Raw genomic sequence first — 17868 nt, forward strand, 5'->3', positions numbered from 1 at the left:
CCCTGACCGGCCCCGCTCACCCGATCGTGTGGCGTCGTCCGGGCACGGGAACCCTCAGACCCCCTGGGGAGTCGACCGTCATGACGAGAGGAGGTGCCGCCAGTGATCGCGAACGTATCGGCGCACCGGCGGGCGAACGCCTTCGCCCAGGCCCTGGAGGAGCAGTCCGACCGGGGCACGGCGGCCGAGCGAACCGAAGGACCGGCACCGGCCGCGGCCGCCGCCGAGACCGAACAGGCCCAGCTGCTCACGCTGGCCTCAGGTCTTCGCGCGCTGCCCCGGCCGGAACTCGACCCCGAGGTGAAGGTCGTCCAGCGAGCCCAGCTGGTGGCCGCGTTCGAGGCCATGCTCCAGGAGGGCACCGCCGCAGGCGAGGCGACGGACCGGGCCGTTCCCGAACAGCGCTCGCGCCGTGGCAAGGGCGCCCACCGGGCGACCCCACTGGGCAGACTGCGTCCGCGGTCGCGGCTGGCCAAAGGGCTCACCGCGGGCGGACTCACCGTCGGCGTCGCCGCCGGCGCCCTCGGCGGAGTCGCCGCCGCCAGCTCCGACGCCCTCCCCGGTGACTCCCTCTACGGACTCAAGCGCGGCATCGAGGACGTCAAGCTCACCTTCGCCGACGGCGACGACGAGCGCGGCCGGGTCTACCTCGACCACGCCTCCACCCGGCTCGGCGAGGCCCGCCGGCTGATGGAGCGCGACCGCGCCGGCTCCCTCGACCACGAGTCCCTGAACGAGATCCGCCGCGCCCTGTCCGCCATGCGGCACGACGCCTCGGAGGGCCACCGCCTGCTCCGCGAGGCCTACGAGCGCAACCCGGACTCCCTCGGCCCCATGCAGGCGCTCTCTTCCTTCTCCCGCTCCCACCGCGACACCTGGGGCAGTCTGCGCGACCGGCTCCCCGTGCAGCTCGGTGACGTCAGTGAGCAGGTCACGTCGGTGTTCGACGCCATAGACGAGGACGTCGCCCCGCTGCAGTCCCTGCTGCCGCAGTCGCCGAGCGACGGGGCGGACGACGGGAAGCGGCGCGGCGGCTCCGCCCCGGCCTCCGACGCCCCGTCGGCGGCCGAGCCCTCGACGTCCCCCGGCACCGGGCGGGACGGCTCCGGCACGGGCGAGGCGGGCAGCGCGGGACCGACCGGCTCCGCAGACACCGAGCGCGAGAAGGACGGCCTGCTCGGCGGCAACACCGGCGGCCTCCTCGACCCACCCCAGGAGAGCGGCCAGAGCAGTACGTCGCCGCCTACGGGCTCGGCCACCCGGCCTCCCGCCCCCGACGTCACGCTCCCACCTCTCCTACCCGGGCTGCTCCCGGGTCTGGGCATCGACGCGGAGGACCGGGAGTAGCACTGTGGGCGCCCCTCGCCGGCGAGGGGCGCCCACAGTGCACATCACGGGGTCACGGAAAGCTCAGAAGAACACCGACCGCCGCTGCACCAGCAGCTTGTAGAGCGTGTGCTGGATCTGCTCCCGGACCTGGTCGGTCAGGTTGAACATCAGCATCGGATCCTCCGCCGCCTCCGGCGGATATCCCTCCGTGGGAATCGGCTCCCCGAACTGGATCGTCCACTTCGTCGGCAGCGGAATCGCCCCCAGCGGCCCCAGCCAGGGGAACGTCGGCGTGAGCGGGAAGTACGGGAAGCCCAGCAGCCGCGCCAGCGTCTTCGCGTTCCCGATCATCGGATAGATCTCCTCCGCCCCGACGATCGAGCACGGCACGATCGGCACCCCGTGCCGCAGCGCCGTCGACACGAACCCGCCCCGCCCGAACCGCTGCAGCTTGTACCGCTCGGAGAAGGGCTTGCCGATGCCCTTGAAGCCCTCCGGCATCACCCCGACCAACTCGCCCTGCGCCAGCAGCCGCTCGGCGTCCTCCGCGCAGGCCAGCGTGTGCCCCAGCTTCCGCGCCAGCTCGTTCACCACCGGCAGCACGAACACCAGGTCCGCCGCCAGCAGCCGCAGATGACGCCCGGCCGGATGGTGGTCGTGCACGGCGACCTGCATCATCAGCCCGTCCACCGGGACCGTCCCGGAATGGTTGGCGACGATCAGCGCACCGCCCTCGGACGGGATGTTCTCGATGCCCTTCACCTCGACCCGGAAGTACTTCTCGTACATCGGGCGCAGCAGCGACATCAGGACCTGGTCGGTGAGTTCCTCGTCGTAGCCGAAGTCGTCGACCTCGTAGTCCCCGGTGAGGCGGCGGCGCAGGAACGCCAGCCCGCTCGCGATGCGCTGCTCCAGGCCGCCGTCACCGCCCTCGCGGCCCACCGCCCGCTCGTCCTCACCGGTCACGGGATCATCCTCCCGCGCCGCGGCCGTCCCCGGCAGGGGCTGGACCTCCCCCACCGCGGCGGGCGGCCGCGTCCCGCCCTGGCGCCGGCCGGCCGCACCACGGCGGCGCGACGCGGCACTCCCGCGGGAGCGGTGGTCGTCGTCGAACGGAATGACCTTGGCGTCCGCCATCGTTGCTGCGCTCCTCAGTCGGCGCCGTGCGCCGGCACATGGCCGCTGCCCGGCACGGGCAGCGCGGCGATCCGGTCGACGGCCCTCGCGACGGTCTCCGGCGGCAGCAGCCCCGGACCGCGGCTGCGCACGAACTCCGCAAACGTTTCGGCAGTCGAGTACTTGGGGGTGAAACCCAGCGTCTCGCGCATCTGGTCCGTCGCCACCACCCGCCCGTGCGTCAGCAGCCGGATCTGCTCGGGCGAGAAGTCCGACATCCCCAGCGTACGCATCAGCGACCCCGCCCAGGTGACCGCGGGAAGCAGCAGCGGCACCGTCGGCCGGCCCAGCCGCCGCGAGCACTGCGACAGCAGCAGCACCCCGTCCCCGGCGATGTTGAACGTCCCGCTGTTGAGCGTGCCCCGCCTCGGCTCGTGCGCGCCGATCCGCAGCACCTCGACGACGTCGTCCTCGTGCACGAACTGCAGCCGCGGGTCGTAGCCGAACACCGTCGGCAGCACCGGCAGCGCGAAGTACGACGCGAGCGGGGTGTCCGCTGCCGGGCCCAGGATGTTGGCGAACCGCAGCACGCACACGGCGACGTCCGGGCGGCGGCGGGCGAAGCCCCGCACATAGCCCTCGACCTCCACCGTGTCCTTCGCGAAGCCGCCGCTGGGCAGCGACTTGGGCGGCGTCGACTCGGTGAACACCGCCGGGTCGCGCGGCGCCGAGCCGTAGACGTTGGTGCTGGACTTCACCACCAGCCGCTTGATGTTCGGCGACTTCTGGCAGGCGCCCAGCAGCTGCATGGTGCCGATGACGTTCGTCTCCTTCAGCGACGCCCGGCCGCCGCCGCCCAGCGGCGTGCCCGTCACGTCGAGGTGGACGACCGTGTCGGCGCCCGACTCGGCCAACACCCGCGCGATGGTGGGCTGCCGGATGTCCGCCTGGACGAAGTCCGCGCCGCCCAGATGGTGCTCGGGCCGCACCGCGTCCACGGCGACCACCCGGTCCACCTCGGGGTCCCGCTGGATCCGCCGCACGAAGCGGCCCCCGAGCTGCCGGGCCACCCCGGTCACGAGCACGACCTTCCCCAAGATCAGCGCCTTCCTCTCACCCTGCTGCCGACGGCCAACCTACCGGGTCGCCGTCGCCCTGTGATGCCGAGCGGATACGTGAGGTGACAACATCCCCGGGACGTACACCGGACGTACCAAGGCGACGGGGCACCAACGGGCAGTGGCCCCCCACCGAATCGCGGTGGGGGGCCACTGGGACACGCTCTCGCGCTGTCGCTTACTTCTTGTTGCGACGCTGGACGCGCGTGCGCTTGAGCAGCTTGCGGTGCTTCTTCTTGGCCATCCGCTTACGCCGCTTCTTGATAACAGAGCCCACGACTACCCTCGCTCACTTCTCATCACTCGGTGTTTGGGCGCCATGGGCCCACACGACCTTCGAGGGGTCAGCCTACCCGCCCGAGCGCTGAGGTCGTAATCGAGGTGACCGGGAAGGCCCATGAGTGCCCGGTACAGGCCCTCCCGGGATCGCCGTCAGGCCGTGTCCACCCCCACGTAGCTCTCGCGGAGGTACTCGTGAACCGCTTGCTCCGGGACGCGGAAGGACCGCCCCACCCGGATCGCGGGCAGATGACCGCTGTGCACCAGGCGGTACACGGTCATCTTCGACACTCGCATCACCGAGGCGACTTCCGCCACGGTAAGGAACTGAACCTCGTTCAGAGGCCTCTCGCCAGCTGCAGCCATGACACACCTGAACCTTCCGCACTCGACGGCCACCGGCTTCCCCTTCCGGTGACTCTTCGTCGTTGCGTGCTCACTCCCCAATGTAGGGGCGGGTGATGCGAGTGGGGAAGAGGTGCACCCATCGGCGGCCTACTGTGACAGACACGCTCGATTGAGTACGTAGCGGGTCAGCGGCAGGTAGTAATCGGACCGCGCACCGTCGTCAACCGGAACGACCACCGAGACCGCCCCCTCGACCTGCCCCACGAACGGCGCCGGGTCGTTCACGTCCGCCGGCCCGACGCTCTCGAACCCCAGCTGACCTGCCCCGCAGATCCAGCCGTGGTCTCCGATCACCAGCCCGGGCAGCGGCCCGCCGGCGTCCGCGGCGGCCGCCAGAGCGGCCCGAACCGGCAGGGGGGAGTGCGTGTGCGCGCCCGGCTCACAACCGGGGCGCTGCGCGGTCGTGCCCCGGACCAGCCCGACCCCCCGGACGTAGTCGAGCGTGGCCGTGCGTAGACCGAACCGGGTCGTTATGTCGACACAGCGACCCTGCGCCGGGGTGAGAATCTCACATCCCGCCGCCGACAAGGCGTCTGCGAGCGCGGCGTAGAAACCGAGCAGCCGATGCGGGTGCCCGGTGCCCAGCAGCACCGGGACACGGCGCCGCGCGGCCTCCGCCAGCCGCCCCGCACAGGCGTCCAGGGCGGCCAGCGTACGCTCCGGATCGATGATCTCGGGCCCCGACGTCCACCCCGGATCCGCCGCCGCACCGCACCGGTCCGCCATCAGCGCGAGCACCTCCCGCTCGCCCCACGCCCCGACCGGGTCGAGCCCGATCAGCACCCGCGGGTCCCGGGCGGCGAACAGCCGGTAGCTGCGCAGACTCTGTTCCCGGGTGGTGCCCACCACCCCGGCGAGCCCGGCCGTCAGAAGATGCGCGCGAAGGCGGTCGGCGGTCACCACACCCGCGATGGTGCGCCACCTGGCCGCGCCTCCGGGCCGGAACGCGGCCCACGCCCCACGGTCGGCGTAACGGGCGGCTGTCAGGGCAGCAGGCCCCGCAGCGGGAACACCGCCCGCCGGGTCGCCAGGATCGCCTGGTCCAGCCGGTCCGCCGGGTCGTACCCCTCGTCCCACGCGGCCCACGGCACCGGCCACCGGCCGTCCGTCATCCGGTGCGGAGCCGGCTGCCGGGTCCGCGCGTACACCTGCCGCCGCCACTCGTCGGGCACGAGCGTCGTCGGCTCCACGGGCCGCCCGGCCGCCACGGCCACCAGATGCGACCAGGACCTCGGCACGACCTCGACCACCGCGTAACCACCGCCGCCCAGCGCCACCCAGCGGCCGTCGGCGTGCTCGTGCGCCAGGTCGTGGCAGGCCAGCTGCACCGCCCGCTGCGCGTCCAGCGACACCGCCAGGTGCGCCAGCGGGTCCTCGAAGTGCGTGTCGGCCCCGTGCTGCGTCACCAGTACCTGCGGCCGGAAGTCCGCGATCAGCTCCGGCACCACCGCGTGGAACGCCCGCAGCCATCCCGCGTCGCCGGTGCCCGCCGGGAGCGCCACGTTCACCGCGCTGCCCTCGGCGCTCGACGCGCCCGTCTCCTCCGGCCACCCGGTCTGCGGGAACAACGTCCGGGGGTGCTCGTGCAGCGAGATCGTCAGCACCCGCGGGTCGTCCCAGAACGCCGCCTGCACCCCGTCCCCGTGGTGCACGTCGACGTCGATGTACGCCACCCGCTCCGCACCCAGTTCGAGCAGCCGCGCGATCGCCAGCGCGGCGTCGTTGTACACGCAGAACCCGGACGCGGCCCCCGGCATCGCGTGGTGCAGCCCGCCCGCGAAGTTCACCGCGTGCAGCGCGTCGCCCCGCCACACGGCCTCGGCCGCGCCCACCGACTGTCCCGCGATCAGCGCCGACACCTCGTGCATCCCCGCGAACGCCGGATCGTCGAGGGTCCCCAGCCCGTACGCCTGGTCCGCCGACCCCGGATCGGCCGACGCGGCCCGCACCGCGTCGATGTAGTCCTCCCGGTGCACGAGCCGCAGCGTCGACTCCCCCGCCGCCTTCGCCGCGACCACGTTCACGTCACGGTCCAGGCCGAGGGCGGTGACCAGGCTGCGGGTCAGCGCCAGCCGGACCGGGTCCATCGGATGGTCCCGGCCGAAGTCGTAGCCCGTTACTGCTTCGTCCCACATCAGCTGTGCGCGGCCGCTCATGCCCGCCACCGTATCGGTCGGCGCCCGGCGCGAACGAACGGGCGTGCACAAGCGTCACCAGCACCAACACCATCGGCACCAGCATCGCCCCGCGGTAGCTCCAGGCATCCCCCAGCGCACCCACCAGCGGCGAACCGACCAGGAAGCCCACATAGTTGAAGACGTTCAGCCGCGCCACGGCCGCGTCCGACGCCCCCGGCCGCCCCGTCCCGTACGCCCGCCGCCCCGCCGCCGCGAACGTCTGCGGCACCAGGACGCACAGCCCGAGCCCCACCAGCGTGAACCCGAGCATCCCCACCCACGCCCCGGGCGCCCCGGCCACCACGGCGAACCCGGCCGCCGCCACCAGCGCCCCCGCCCGTACCATCGCCACGGCCCCGAACCGCCGCACCCCGATGTCCCCGACGGTCCGCCCCAGCAGCGTGGTGACCATGTAGACGTTGTACGGCACGGTCGCCATCTGCTCGGAACCGCCCAGCACGTCCTGGAGGTACTTCGCGCTCCAGTTGGAGACCGTCGAGTCCCCGATGTACGCCACCGTCATCACCAGGCACAGCGGCAGCAGCCACTTCAGCCCACCGCCCGCGCCGGCCTCGCCGCCCTTCTCCGCGGGCGCCTGGGCCTCCCCGTCGACGTACCACCGGCTGCCCACCAGCGCCGCCGGCAGCAGCACGAGCACCACCGGCAGGTACGACACCCACAGCGGCGGCCCGTAGTGCGCCCCCACCCAGGCGAGCGACGCCCCGGCGATCCCGCCCAGGCTGTACGCCGCGTGGAAGCTCAGCATGATGCTGCGCCCGTACGCCCGCTGCAGACTCACCCCGAGCATGTTCATCGAGGCGTCCAGCGCGCCCACGGCCAGCCCGAACGCCGCCAGCGCCAGAGCCAGCACGGCCATCTGCCGCCCGGCCCCGACGACCAGCAACGCGAGCAGCACGACCGGCTGGGACCACCGCAGAACCCGGCTCGGCGGCACCCGTCGCACCAGCCGCTCCGTGGAGACACTGCCGATGCCGGCCAGGATCGGCACGGCGGCGAGGAAGACGGGCAGCATCCCGTCGGAGACCCCGTACCGGTTCTGGATGGCCGGGATGCGCGTCACGAGCAGAGCGAAGGCGACACCCTGCGTCAGGAAGCTGAACGCCAACGAGGCCCTGCCGCGCCGCAGCACATCAGTCATGGCGGCGAGCGTAGGGCTCGGGGGTACCGGTGGGTAGATCCGGTCAAAGATGAATCGTGCTCAGTTCTCGGGGCGGTCGCCGGCCGCGAGCAGGGGCAGCAACTCCCGCATGTCGCCGAAGAGTCGGGTGGCGGCGTTCAGCTTCTCCGCGGGCGTCATCGCGGTGAACCCGTAGACGTCCATCCCGGCCGCGACGGCCGCCTGGACGCCGAGCGGGCTGTCCTCGACGACCACGCACCGCTCGGGAGCCGTGCCCATCCGCTCGGCCGCGTACAGGAACAGGTCGGGGGCGGGCTTTCCCCGGCCGACGTCCTGCGAGCTGAAGAGCCGCCCGTCGTCGAAGAACCGGTCCAGCCCGGCCGCCCGGTGCCCGACGCGGATCCGCTCATGGCTCCCGGACGACGCCACGCAGTACGGCACCCCGTCCGCCGTCAGCTTCTCCAGCACGTCGGCGACCCCGGGCACGGGCTTCAACTCCCGCTCGAACGCGGCGAAGACACGGGCGTGGAAGACGTCGTCGAAGTCGGCCGGCAGCCGCTGCCCGGTCCGGGCCTCGATGAGGTCGTGCACCCGGTGCATGGCCGACCCCATGTAGTCGCGGATGGAGTCCTCGTAGGTGGTGGGGTGCCCGAGCTCGGTGAGGTAGGCGGCGAGGTGTCGGTTGGACATGGGCTCGCTGTCGACGAGGACGCCGTCGCTGTCGAAAATCACCAGGTCATAGCGCATGGACCGACCATAAACGCAGAAAGCCCCCGTGCCGAATGGCACGGGGGCTTTCTCAAGAATTGTTCGGCGGCGTCCTACTCTCCCACAGGGTCCCCCCTGCAGTACCATCGGCGCTGTAAGGCTTAGCTTCCGGGTTCGGAATGTAACCGGGCGTTTCCCCTACGCTATGACCACCGAAACACTATGAAACTGACAACCGCACCATGCCGTGACCATGGCATGGGGTTGTTCGTGGTTTCAGAACCAACACAGTGGACGCGAGCAACTGAGGACAAGCCCTCGGCCTATTAGTACCGGTCAACTCCACACGTTACCGTGCTTCCATATCCGGCCTATCAACCCAGTCGTCTACTGGGAGCCTTACCCTCTCTAGGAGGTGGGAGTCCTCATCTCGAAGCAGGCTTCCCGCTTAGATGCTTTCAGCGGTTATCCCTCCCGAACGTAGCCAACCAGCCATGCCCTTGGCAGAACAACTGGCACACCAGAGGTTCGTCCGTCCCGGTCCTCTCGTACTAGGGACAGCCCTTCTCAAGACTCCTACGCGCACAGCGGATAGGGACCGAACTGTCTCACGACGTTCTAAACCCAGCTCGCGTACCGCTTTAATGGGCGAACAGCCCAACCCTTGGGACCGACTCCAGCCCCAGGATGCGACGAGCCGACATCGAGGTGCCAAACCATCCCGTCGATATGGACTCTTGGGGAAGATCAGCCTGTTATCCCCGGGGTACCTTTTATCCGTTGAGCGACGGCGCTTCCACAAGCCACCGCCGGATCACTAGTCCCGACTTTCGTCCCTGCTCGACCCGTCGGTCTCACAGTCAAGCTCCCTTGTGCACTTACACTCAACACCTGATTGCCAACCAGGCTGAGGGAACCTTTGGGCGCCTCCGTTACCCTTTAGGAGGCAACCGCCCCAGTTAAACTACCCATCAGACACTGTCCCTGATCCGGATCACGGACCCAGGTTAGACATCCAGCACGACCAGACTGGTATTTCAACGACGACTCCACCCGAACTGGCGTCCGAGCTTCACAGTCTCCCAGCTATCCTACACAAGCCGAACCGAACACCAATATCAAACTGTAGTAAAGGTCCCGGGGTCTTTCCGTCCTGCTGCGCGAAACGAGCATCTTTACTCGTAGTGCAATTTCACCGGGCCTATGGTTGAGACAGTCGAGAAGTCGTTACGCCATTCGTGCAGGTCGGAACTTACCCGACAAGGAATTTCGCTACCTTAGGATGGTTATAGTTACCACCGCCGTTTACTGGCGCTTAAGTTCTCAGCTTCGCCCACCCGAAAGTGAGCTAACCGGTCCCCTTAACGTTCCAGCACCGGGCAGGCGTCAGTCCGTATACATCGCCTTACGGCTTCGCACGGACCTGTGTTTTTAGTAAACAGTCGCTTCTCGCTGGTCTCTGCGGCCACCCCCAGCTCAGAGCGCGAAGCTCATCACCGGATGTGGCCCCCCTTCTCCCGAAGTTACGGGGGCATTTTGCCGAGTTCCTTAACCATAGTTCACCCGAACGCCTCGGTATTCTCTACCTGACCACCTGAGTCGGTTTAGGGTACGGGCCGCCATGAAACTCGCTAGAGGCTTTTCTCGACAGCATAGGATCATCCACTTCACCACAATCGGCTCGGCATCAGGTCTCAGACTATGTGCCAGGCGGATTTGCCTACCTGACGTCCTACACCCTTACCCCGGGACAACCACCGCCCGGGATGGACTACCTTCCTGCGTCACCCCATCACTCACCTACTACCAGCTCGGGTCACCGGCTCCACCACTCCGACCTCGTCCGAAGACTCAGCCGACGGCTTCACGGGCTTAGCATCACTGGATTCGATGTTTGACGCTTCACAGCGGGTACCGGAATATCAACCGGTTATCCATCGACTACGCCTGTCGGCCTCGCCTTAGGTCCCGACTTACCCTGGGCAGATCAGCTTGACCCAGGAACCCTTAGTCAATCGGCGCACACGTTTCTCACGTGTGAATCGCTACTCATGCCTGCATTCTCACTCGTCAACCGTCCACAACTCGCTTCCGCGGCTGCTTCACCCGGCAGACGACGCTCCCCTACCCATCACAGCACCCGTTGGGGCTATCTGCTGCAATGACACGACTTCGGCGGTACGCTTGAGCCCCGCTACATTGTCGGCGCGGAATCACTAGACCAGTGAGCTATTACGCACTCTTTCAAGGGTGGCTGCTTCTAAGCCAACCTCCTGGTTGTCTGTGCGACTCCACATCCTTTCCCACTTAGCGTACGCTTAGGGGCCTTAGTCGATGCTCTGGGCTGTTTCCCTCTCGACCATGGAGCTTATCCCCCACAGTCTCACTGCCGCGCTCTCACTTACCGGCATTCGGAGTTTGGCTAAGGTCAGTAACCCGGTAGGGCCCATCGCCTATCCAGTGCTCTACCTCCGGCAAGAAACACACGACGCTGCACCTAAATGCATTTCGGGGAGAACCAGCTATCACGGAGTTTGATTGGCCTTTCACCCCTAACCACAGGTCATCCCCCAGGTTTTCAACCCTGGTGGGTTCGGTCCTCCACGAAGTCTTACCTCCGCTTCAACCTGCCCATGGCTAGATCACTCCGCTTCGGGTCTTGAGCGTGCTACTGAAACGCCCTGTTCGGACTCGCTTTCGCTACGGCTTCCCCACCCGGGTTAACCTCGCAACACACCGCAAACTCGCAGGCTCATTCTTCAAAAGGCACGCAGTCACGAGAACAAGGCAAGCCTTGTTCCGACGCTCCCACGGCTTGTAGGCACACGGTTTCAGGTACTATTTCACTCCGCTCCCGCGGTACTTTTCACCATTCCCTCACGGTACTATCCGCTATCGGTCACCAGGGAATATTTAGGCTTAGCGGGTGGTCCCGCCAGATTCACACGGGATTTCTCGGGCCCCGTGCTACTTGGGTGTCTCTCAAACGAGCCGCTGACGTTTCGACTACGGGGGTCTTACCCTCTACGCCGGACCTTTCGCATGTCCTTCGCCTACATCAACGGTTTCTGACTCGTCGACCAGCCGGCAGACTGATCAAGAGAGATCCCACAACCCCGAATGCGCAACCCCTGCCGGGTCTCACACGCATACGGTTTGGCCTCATCCGGTTTCGCTCGCCACTACTCCCGGAATCACGGTTGTTTTCTCTTCCTGCGGGTACTGAGATGTTTCACTTCCCCGCGTTCCCTCCACTTGCCCTATGTGTTCAGGCAAGGGTGACAGCCCATGACGACTGCCGGGTTTCCCCATTCGGACACCCCCGGATCAAAGCCTGGTTGACGACTCCCCGGGGCCTATCGTGGCCTCCCACGTCCTTCATCGGTTCCTGGTGCCAAGGCATCCACCGTGCGCCCTTAAAAACTTGGCCACAGATGCTCGCGTCCACTGTGCAGTTCTCAAACAACGACCAACCACCCATCACCCCAAGCCAAACGGCTCGAGTGCACTGGGGCCGGCACTGAAGGCGACCATGCGGCCGAACCCTCAGACACCCAACAGCGTGCCCGACACAGTCAGTTGACCAGATCAGCGTTCCACGCCCCGAAGAGCAGTACTAGCGCCTGGTCCATCCTGGACCGTGCCGAATAGTCAACGTTCCACCCATGAGCAACCAGTGCGAGACGTTCGCCCGCATGCTGGCCTCTGACCAACCGGAGTTGGTGAGAAGTGCTCCTTAGAAAGGAGGTGATCCAGCCGCACCTTCCGGTACGGCTACCTTGTTACGACTTCGTCCCAATCGCCAGTCCCACCTTCGACAGCTCCCTCCCACAAGGGGTTGGGCCACCGGCTTCGGGTGTTACCGACTTTCGTGACGTGACGGGCGGTGTGTACAAGGCCCGGGAACGTATTCACCGCAGCAATGCTGATCTGCGATTACTAGCGACTCCGACTTCATGGGGTCGAGTTGCAGACCCCAATCCGAACTGAGACCGGCTTTTTGAGATTCGCTCCACCTCGCGGTATCGCAGCTCATTGTACCGGCCATTGTAGCACGTGTGCAGCCCAAGACATAAGGGGCATGATGACTTGACGTCGTCCCCACCTTCCTCCGAGTTGACCCCGGCGGTCTCCCGTGAGTCCCCAGCACCACAAGGGCCTGCTGGCAACACGGGACAAGGGTTGCGCTCGTTGCGGGACTTAACCCAACATCTCACGACACGAGCTGACGACAGCCATGCACCACCTGTACACCGACCACAAGGGGGACCCTGTCTCCAGGGTTTTCCGGTGTATGTCAAGCCTTGGTAAGGTTCTTCGCGTTGCGTCGAATTAAGCCACATGCTCCGCCGCTTGTGCGGGCCCCCGTCAATTCCTTTGAGTTTTAGCCTTGCGGCCGTACTCCCCAGGCGGGGCACTTAATGCGTTAGCTGCGGCACGGACGACGTGGAATGTCGCCCACACCTAGTGCCCACCGTTTACGGCGTGGACTACCAGGGTATCTAATCCTGTTCGCTCCCCACGCTTTCGCTCCTCAGCGTCAGTATCGGCCCAGAGATCCGCCTTCGCCACCGGTGTTCCTCCTGATATCTGCGCATTTCACCGCTACACCAGGAATTCCGATCTCCCCTACCGAACTCTAGCCTGCCCGTATCGACTGCAGACCCGGGGTTAAGCCCCGGGCTTTCACAACCGACGCGACAAGCCGCCTACGAGCTCTTTACGCCCAATAATTCCGGACAACGCTCGCGCCCTACGTATTACCGCGGCTGCTGGCACGTAGTTAGCCGGCGCTTCTTCTGCAGGTACCGTCACTTTCGCTTCTTCCCTGCTGAAAGAGGTTTACAACCCGAAGGCCGTCATCCCTCACGCGGCGTCGCTGCATCAGGCTTTCGCCCATTGTGCAATATTCCCCACTGCTGCCTCCCGTAGGAGTCTGGGCCGTGTCTCAGTCCCAGTGTGGCCGGTCGCCCTCTCAGGCCGGCTACCCGTCGTCGCCTTGGTGAGCCATTACCTCACCAACAAGCTGATAGGCCGCGGGCTCATCCTGCACCGCCGGAGCTTTCGATCACCAAGGATGCCCAAGATGATCAGTATCCGGTATTAGACCCCGTTTCCAGGGCTTGTCCCAGAGTGCAGGGCAGATTGCCCACGTGTTACTCACCCGTTCGCCACTAATCCCCTCCCGAAGGAGGTTCATCGTTCGACTTGCATGTGTTAAGCACGCCGCCAGCGTTCGTCCTGAGCCAGGATCAAACTCTCCGTGAATGTTTACCCGTGATCGGGTGCACACATCACGAGAGCGGAACATCGGGAGGAATAGACCCGACGTTCACAGCGTCCTCGCTGTGTTTTCTTCAAAGGAACCTCGACCATCCGAACCGGATGGACGGGGTATCAACATATCTGGCGTTGACTTTTGGCACGCTGTTGAGTTCTCAAGGAACGGACGCTTCCTTTGTACTCACCCTCTCGGGCTTTCCTCCGGGCGCTTCCCTTCGGTCTTGCGTTTCCGACTCTATCAGATCTTTTTCTCGACCTGACCCCCGGTCAGCGGGGTTTGTCTTTCCGGCCTTGCGGGCCGTTCCGACGAGTGAGACTTTAGCGGATTCCCGGCTCCCGACCTAATCGGGGTCCTGCTCCCTTTCGGGTGCGGATTCCTCATTCCGCGAATACGCACGACAATGACGCGCCGGCAGACAGACTGCTGACGTCGATCAGTGGTGGTACTTGCGGAGTGGCTGTCCGGGGCCGACCGGAGTCGGTGCTCACGTCGGACAACTCGGAGAACCCTACGGATCCCCCGGACGCGTGTCAACTCGCTGCGGTCCCCCACCCCGGGGGCGTAGTCTCGTGGGCATGACGACGCGTACGCACAGCCAGTTCTGGTGGGCCGCCTGACGGCGGTCGTCCTGCGTATGCACTCAACGGCCGCCGCCTCGGCGGCCGTTTCGCTTTCTCCCTCCGGAGCTCGAGGGGCGGCCGCCCGGACGGCGGTCCCGACGCTCGACAGGAGTAGGGAGAAGAGATGACTCGGGTCTTCAGCGGTATCAAGCCGACCGGACATCTGACGCTGGGGAACTACCTCGGAGCCATGCGGCGCTGGGCCACGGTCGACCAGTACCGGGCGGACGCGCTGTTCTGCATCGTCGACCTGCACGCCCTGACCGTGGACCACGATCCGGCGCGGGTGCGCCGGCTGAGCAGGCAGGCGGCCACGCTCCTGCTGGCGTCGGGGCTGGATCCGGAGCGGTGCACGGTGTTCGTGCAGAGCCATGTGGACGAGCACACCCGGCTGTCGTACCTGCTGGAGTGCGTGGCCACGGACGGCGAGATGCGCCGGATGATCCAGTACAAGGAGAAGGCGGCGCGCGAGCAGCGGCGGGGCGGGAGCGTGCGGCTGTCGCTGCTGACGTATCCGGTGCTGATGGCGGCGGACATCCTGGCGTACGGGACGGACGAGGTGCCGGTCGGGAACGACCAGACGCAGCACGTGGAGCTCGCGCGGGACATCGCGGTGCGGTTCAACCAGCGGTACGGACACACGTTCGTCGTGCCGCGGGCGACCAGCCCGGGGGTGGCGGCGCGCGTGATGAACCTCCAGGACCCCGCCTCGAAGATGGGCAAGAGCGACGACACCGGGCCGGGGATCGTCTATCTGCTGGACGAGCCGGACGTGGTGCGGAAGAAGGTCATGCGCGCGGTGACCGACAGCGGCAGCGAGGTCGTCTACGACCGGGAGTCGCGGCCCGGGCTCGCCAATCTGCTGGAGATCCTGGCGGCCTGCACCGGCGGGGATCCCGCGGAGCTGGCGGGCTCCTACGACGGGTACGGGGCGCTGAAGAGAGACACGACCGACGCGGTGATCGAGGTGCTGCGGCCGTTGCGGGAGCGGCACCAGGAGCTGTGCGCCGATCCCGGTTTTCTGGAGGGCGTGCTGCGGGAGGGGGCCGAGCGGGCGCGCGGGATGGCGCGGCCGACGGTGGACGCCGCCTACCGGGCGATCGGACTGCTGCCGGCCTCGGAGGAGGTGCCGTTGAACGCGGCCCGGTAGGCGCGGGGGCTGGTGGCGAGGCGCGATGCGAAGTGCTGGCGCATCGTGACCTCGCTGCCGAAGCCGGCGCGGCGGGCGACCTCGGGCATGGGCAGGTCGGTGCGTTCGAGGAGACGCTGGGCGGCGGCGATGCGCTGGTCGAGGAGCCAGCGGAGCGGGGTGGCGCCGGTCGCCGCGGTGAAGCGGCGGGCGAAGGTGCGCGGGGCCATGCCGGCGTGGGCGGCCAGGTCGGCGACGGTGAGCGGTTCGTGGAGGCGGCGCAGTGCGTACTCGCGTACGGCGGCGAGGGTGTCGGCGTCTCGGTCGGCGCGGGGTGTGGGGTGCTGGATGAACTGCGCCTGGGTGCCCGTGCGGAACGGCGCGGTGACCATGGAGCGGGCGACGGTGGCGGCGGCCTCGGCTCCGTGGGCGACGCGGACCAGGTGGAGGCAGAGGTCGATGCCGGCGGCGGTCCCGGCCGAGGTCCAGAGGTTGCCGTCCTCGATGAAGAGCGCGTCGGGTTCGACGGTGACGCGGGGGTGGCGGGCCTGGAGGTGCGGGGCGAGGTGCCAGTGGGTGACGGCGCGGCGGCCGTCGAGGAGTCCGGCGCGGGCGAGGACGAAGGCGCCGGCGCAGAGGGCGGCGATCGGGGTGCCGGCGTGATGGGCGCGGCGCAGGGCGTCGAGGACGGGTCCGGCGACGGGGGTGTCGTGGTCGACCAGGCCCGGGACGACGATCAGGTCGGCGTCGTCGAGCCAGTCGAGGGGGCGGTCGGGGGTGAGGGTGAGGCCGCCCGGCATGGGGATCGGGTCGTCCGGGGCGGCGGCCGTGCGGCGCAGTTCGAAGGGCGGGACGCCGGGGAGGGTGCGTTCGCTGCCCCAGACCTCGGTGATGACGGAGACGTCGAAGGCGCGGATGCCGGGGAAGGCGAGGAGGGCGATGCGCTGCATCCCTTCATGATGGACGCGCCCGGGGGGTGGCAGGAAGCCATCGATGCTCAGCTTTCCTGCCACTGGTGGGCGGGGAGGCCCGGCGGGAGCATCGGGGACATGGAGAAGACACCGGTTGAGGTTGCTGGGAACTGCGCGCTCGTCGTGGTCGACGTGCAGAAGGGGTTCGAGGACGCGTACTGGGGACGGCGGAACAACCCGGACGCGGAGCGGAACATCGCCGCGCTGATCGACCTATGGCAGGAGACCGGGCGGCCGGTGGTGTTCGTACGGCACGACTCGCCCGCTCGGTCGCGGTCGCCGTTGCGGGTGGGGTACGAGGGGAACGACTTCAAGGACGTCGTCGAGGAGCGGCGGGGGAAGGGGTCGGGACCCGAGCTGCTGGTGACGAAGTCGGTGAACTCGGCCTTCTACGGGGAGCCGGATCTCGACGGGTGGCTGAAGGGCGCCGGGGTGCGGCAGATCGTGATCGCCGGCATCCAGACGAACATGTGCAACGAGACGACGGCCCGTATGGGCGGGAACCTCGGCTACGACGTGCTGTTCCCGCTGGACGCCATGCACACGTTCGACCTGGCCGGGCCGTTCGGCTGGTCGGCGACGGCGGACGAGCTGACGCGGGCCACGGCGGTGTCGCTGCACGGCGGGCGGTTCGCGCGGGTGGTGACGACGGGGGACGTACTGGCCGGGGCACGGTGAGGCCTCGGGGGACCGCGGCGCGGTGACGTGCCGGCCGCGGCCTGCCCGGTGTCAGCCGTTGCTGCCGGAGGCGAGTTCGCGGCTGCGGTCGCGGGCGGCCTCCAGGGCCGCGATGAGGGCGGCGCGGACGCCGTGGTTCTCCAGCTCGCGGATGGCGTTGATGGTCGTGCCGGCGGGGGACGTGACGTTCTCCCGCAGCTTCACGGGGTGTTCGCCGCTGTCGCGGAGCATCGTCGCGGCGCCGATCGCGGACTGCACGATCAGGTCGTGCGCCTTGTCGCGGGGCAGGCCGAGCAGGATGCCGGCGTCCGTCATCGCCTCGACCAGGTAGAAGAAGTACGCCGGGCCGGAGCCGGAGAGCGCCGTGCAGGCGTCCTGCTGGGACTCGGGGACGCGGAGGGTCTTGCCGACGGCGCCGAAGATCTCCTCGGCGTGGGCGAGGTGGTCCGCGGTGGCGTGGCGGCCGGCGGAGATGACCGACATGGCCTCGTCGACGAGGGCGGGCGTGTTAGTCATGACGCGGACGACCGGGGTGCCCTCGGCGAGGCGCTCCTCGAAGTACGCGGTGGGGATGCCCGCCGCGCCGCTGACGACCAGGCGGTCGGCGGGGACGTGCGGGGCGAGATCGTCGAGGAGGGTGCCCATGTCCTGCGGCTTGACCGTGAGGATCAGGGTGTCGGCGGTCTTGGCGGCTTCCTGGTTGGTGACCGGGGTGACGCCGTGACGGGCGCGGAGCTCGTCGGCGCGTTCCCGGCGGCGGGCGGTGACCAGGAGGTCGTCGGGGGACCAGCCGGCGCGGATCATTCCGCTGAGCAGGGCTTCGCCGATCTTGCCGGTGCCGAGGACTGCGACTTTCTGGGTCATGGCTGGGGGTGCCCTCCGGGGGTGGGTCGTCCTGGGGGTGATTGTCCCA

13 protein-coding genes and 3 rRNA genes are annotated in these 17868 nt (G+C 67.9%); 3 read left to right on the forward strand and 13 right to left on the reverse strand.

The annotated features are described in order from the left end of the window. Positions 1–102: 102 nt before the first annotated feature. Positions 103–1347, forward strand: coding sequence for a DUF5667 domain-containing protein (locus tag ELQ39_RS13515; protein WP_190005308.1), 1245 nt, complete (start codon positions 103–105; stop codon positions 1345–1347). A gap of 63 nt (positions 1348–1410) precedes the next feature. Here the strand turns inward: ELQ39_RS13515 and ELQ39_RS13520 are convergent, their stop codons facing one another. The 11 genes from ELQ39_RS13520 to ELQ39_RS13570 form a co-directional block, all read right to left on the reverse strand. Next, on the reverse strand, positions 1411–2466 hold the full coding sequence (locus tag ELQ39_RS13520; protein WP_190005309.1) for a lysophospholipid acyltransferase family protein: 1056 nt from the start codon (positions 2464–2466) through the stop codon (positions 1411–1413). Between the two features lie 14 nt (positions 2467–2480). Beyond that, positions 2481–3542, reverse strand: coding sequence for an NAD-dependent epimerase/dehydratase family protein (locus ELQ39_RS13525; RefSeq protein ID WP_242592025.1), 1062 nt, complete (start codon positions 3540–3542; stop codon positions 2481–2483). Between the two features lie 199 nt (positions 3543–3741). Further along, positions 3742–3840, reverse strand: a complete 99-nt coding sequence (locus ELQ39_RS13530) for a 30S ribosomal protein bS22 (RefSeq protein ID WP_003948845.1) — start codon at positions 3838–3840, stop codon at positions 3742–3744. A gap of 155 nt (positions 3841–3995) precedes the next feature. After that, the gene (locus ELQ39_RS13535; protein ID WP_157842153.1) at positions 3996–4208 is read right to left on the reverse strand and encodes a helix-turn-helix domain-containing protein; all 213 of its coding nucleotides are present in this window, start codon (positions 4206–4208) and stop codon (positions 3996–3998) included. Between the two features lie 129 nt (positions 4209–4337). Further along, the gene (locus ELQ39_RS13540; RefSeq protein WP_242592026.1) at positions 4338–5153 is read right to left on the reverse strand and encodes a phosphatase; all 816 of its coding nucleotides are present in this window, start codon (positions 5151–5153) and stop codon (positions 4338–4340) included. An 80-nt stretch (positions 5154–5233) separates the two neighbouring features. Continuing rightward, positions 5234–6385 carry an acetoin utilization protein AcuC gene (locus ELQ39_RS13545; protein ID WP_225626994.1) on the reverse strand — a complete coding sequence of 384 codons (1152 nt, stop codon included), beginning with the start codon at positions 6383–6385 and terminating at the stop codon, positions 5234–5236. After that, a complete protein-coding gene (locus ELQ39_RS13550) occupies positions 6276–7586 on the reverse strand; it encodes an MFS transporter (protein WP_242592027.1) in 1311 nt (436 codons plus the stop codon). Before ELQ39_RS13550 ends, ELQ39_RS13545 begins: the two co-directional genes overlap by 110 nt. Positions 7587–7646: 60 nt before the next feature. After that, complete coding sequence (locus tag ELQ39_RS13555) at positions 7647–8312, reverse strand: HAD family hydrolase (RefSeq protein ID WP_242592028.1); 666 nt, start codon at positions 8310–8312, stop codon at positions 7647–7649. Positions 8313–8373: 61 nt separating this feature from the next. After that, positions 8374–8490: ribosomal RNA gene (gene rrf, locus ELQ39_RS13560) — 5S ribosomal RNA — on the reverse strand. A gap of 89 nt (positions 8491–8579) precedes the next feature. Then, positions 8580–11703: ribosomal RNA gene (locus tag ELQ39_RS13565) — 23S ribosomal RNA — on the reverse strand. Between the two features lie 310 nt (positions 11704–12013). Next, positions 12014–13541 (reverse strand): 16S ribosomal RNA (locus ELQ39_RS13570). The 16S, 23S and 5S rRNA genes sit together here, the layout of an rRNA operon. A gap of 760 nt (positions 13542–14301) precedes the next feature. On the opposite strand from ELQ39_RS13570, the gene trpS reads away from it, so the two are divergent. Further along, entirely contained in the window at positions 14302–15327 is a 1026-nt protein-coding gene (gene trpS / locus ELQ39_RS13575) for a tryptophan--tRNA ligase (protein ID WP_242592029.1), read from the forward strand. Here trpS and ELQ39_RS13580 read toward each other — a convergent pair. Further along, positions 15267–16256, reverse strand: coding sequence for a GlxA family transcriptional regulator (locus tag ELQ39_RS13580; protein ID WP_242592030.1), 990 nt, complete (start codon positions 16254–16256; stop codon positions 15267–15269). The two genes, trpS and ELQ39_RS13580, sit on opposite strands and share 61 nt — an antisense overlap. Positions 16257–16355: 99 nt before the next feature. On the opposite strand from ELQ39_RS13580, the gene ELQ39_RS13585 reads away from it, so the two are divergent. After that, positions 16356–16955 (forward strand): cysteine hydrolase family protein, encoded by a 600-nt coding sequence (locus ELQ39_RS13585; protein ID WP_242592031.1) that lies wholly within the window; start codon positions 16356–16358, stop codon positions 16953–16955. Between the two features lie 51 nt (positions 16956–17006). Here ELQ39_RS13585 and proC read toward each other — a convergent pair whose 3' ends face one another. Next, positions 17007–17819: a pyrroline-5-carboxylate reductase gene (gene proC / locus ELQ39_RS13590; RefSeq protein ID WP_242592032.1), complete on the reverse strand. Its 813-nt coding sequence runs from the start codon at positions 17817–17819 to the stop codon at positions 17007–17009. Positions 17820–17868 lie beyond the last annotated feature (49 nt).

The sequence above is a fragment of the Streptomyces sp. GB4-14 genome (assembly GCF_022696125.1).
In the GTDB taxonomy this organism is placed as follows: Bacteria; Actinomycetota; Actinomycetes; order Streptomycetales; family Streptomycetaceae; genus Streptomyces; species Streptomyces werraensis.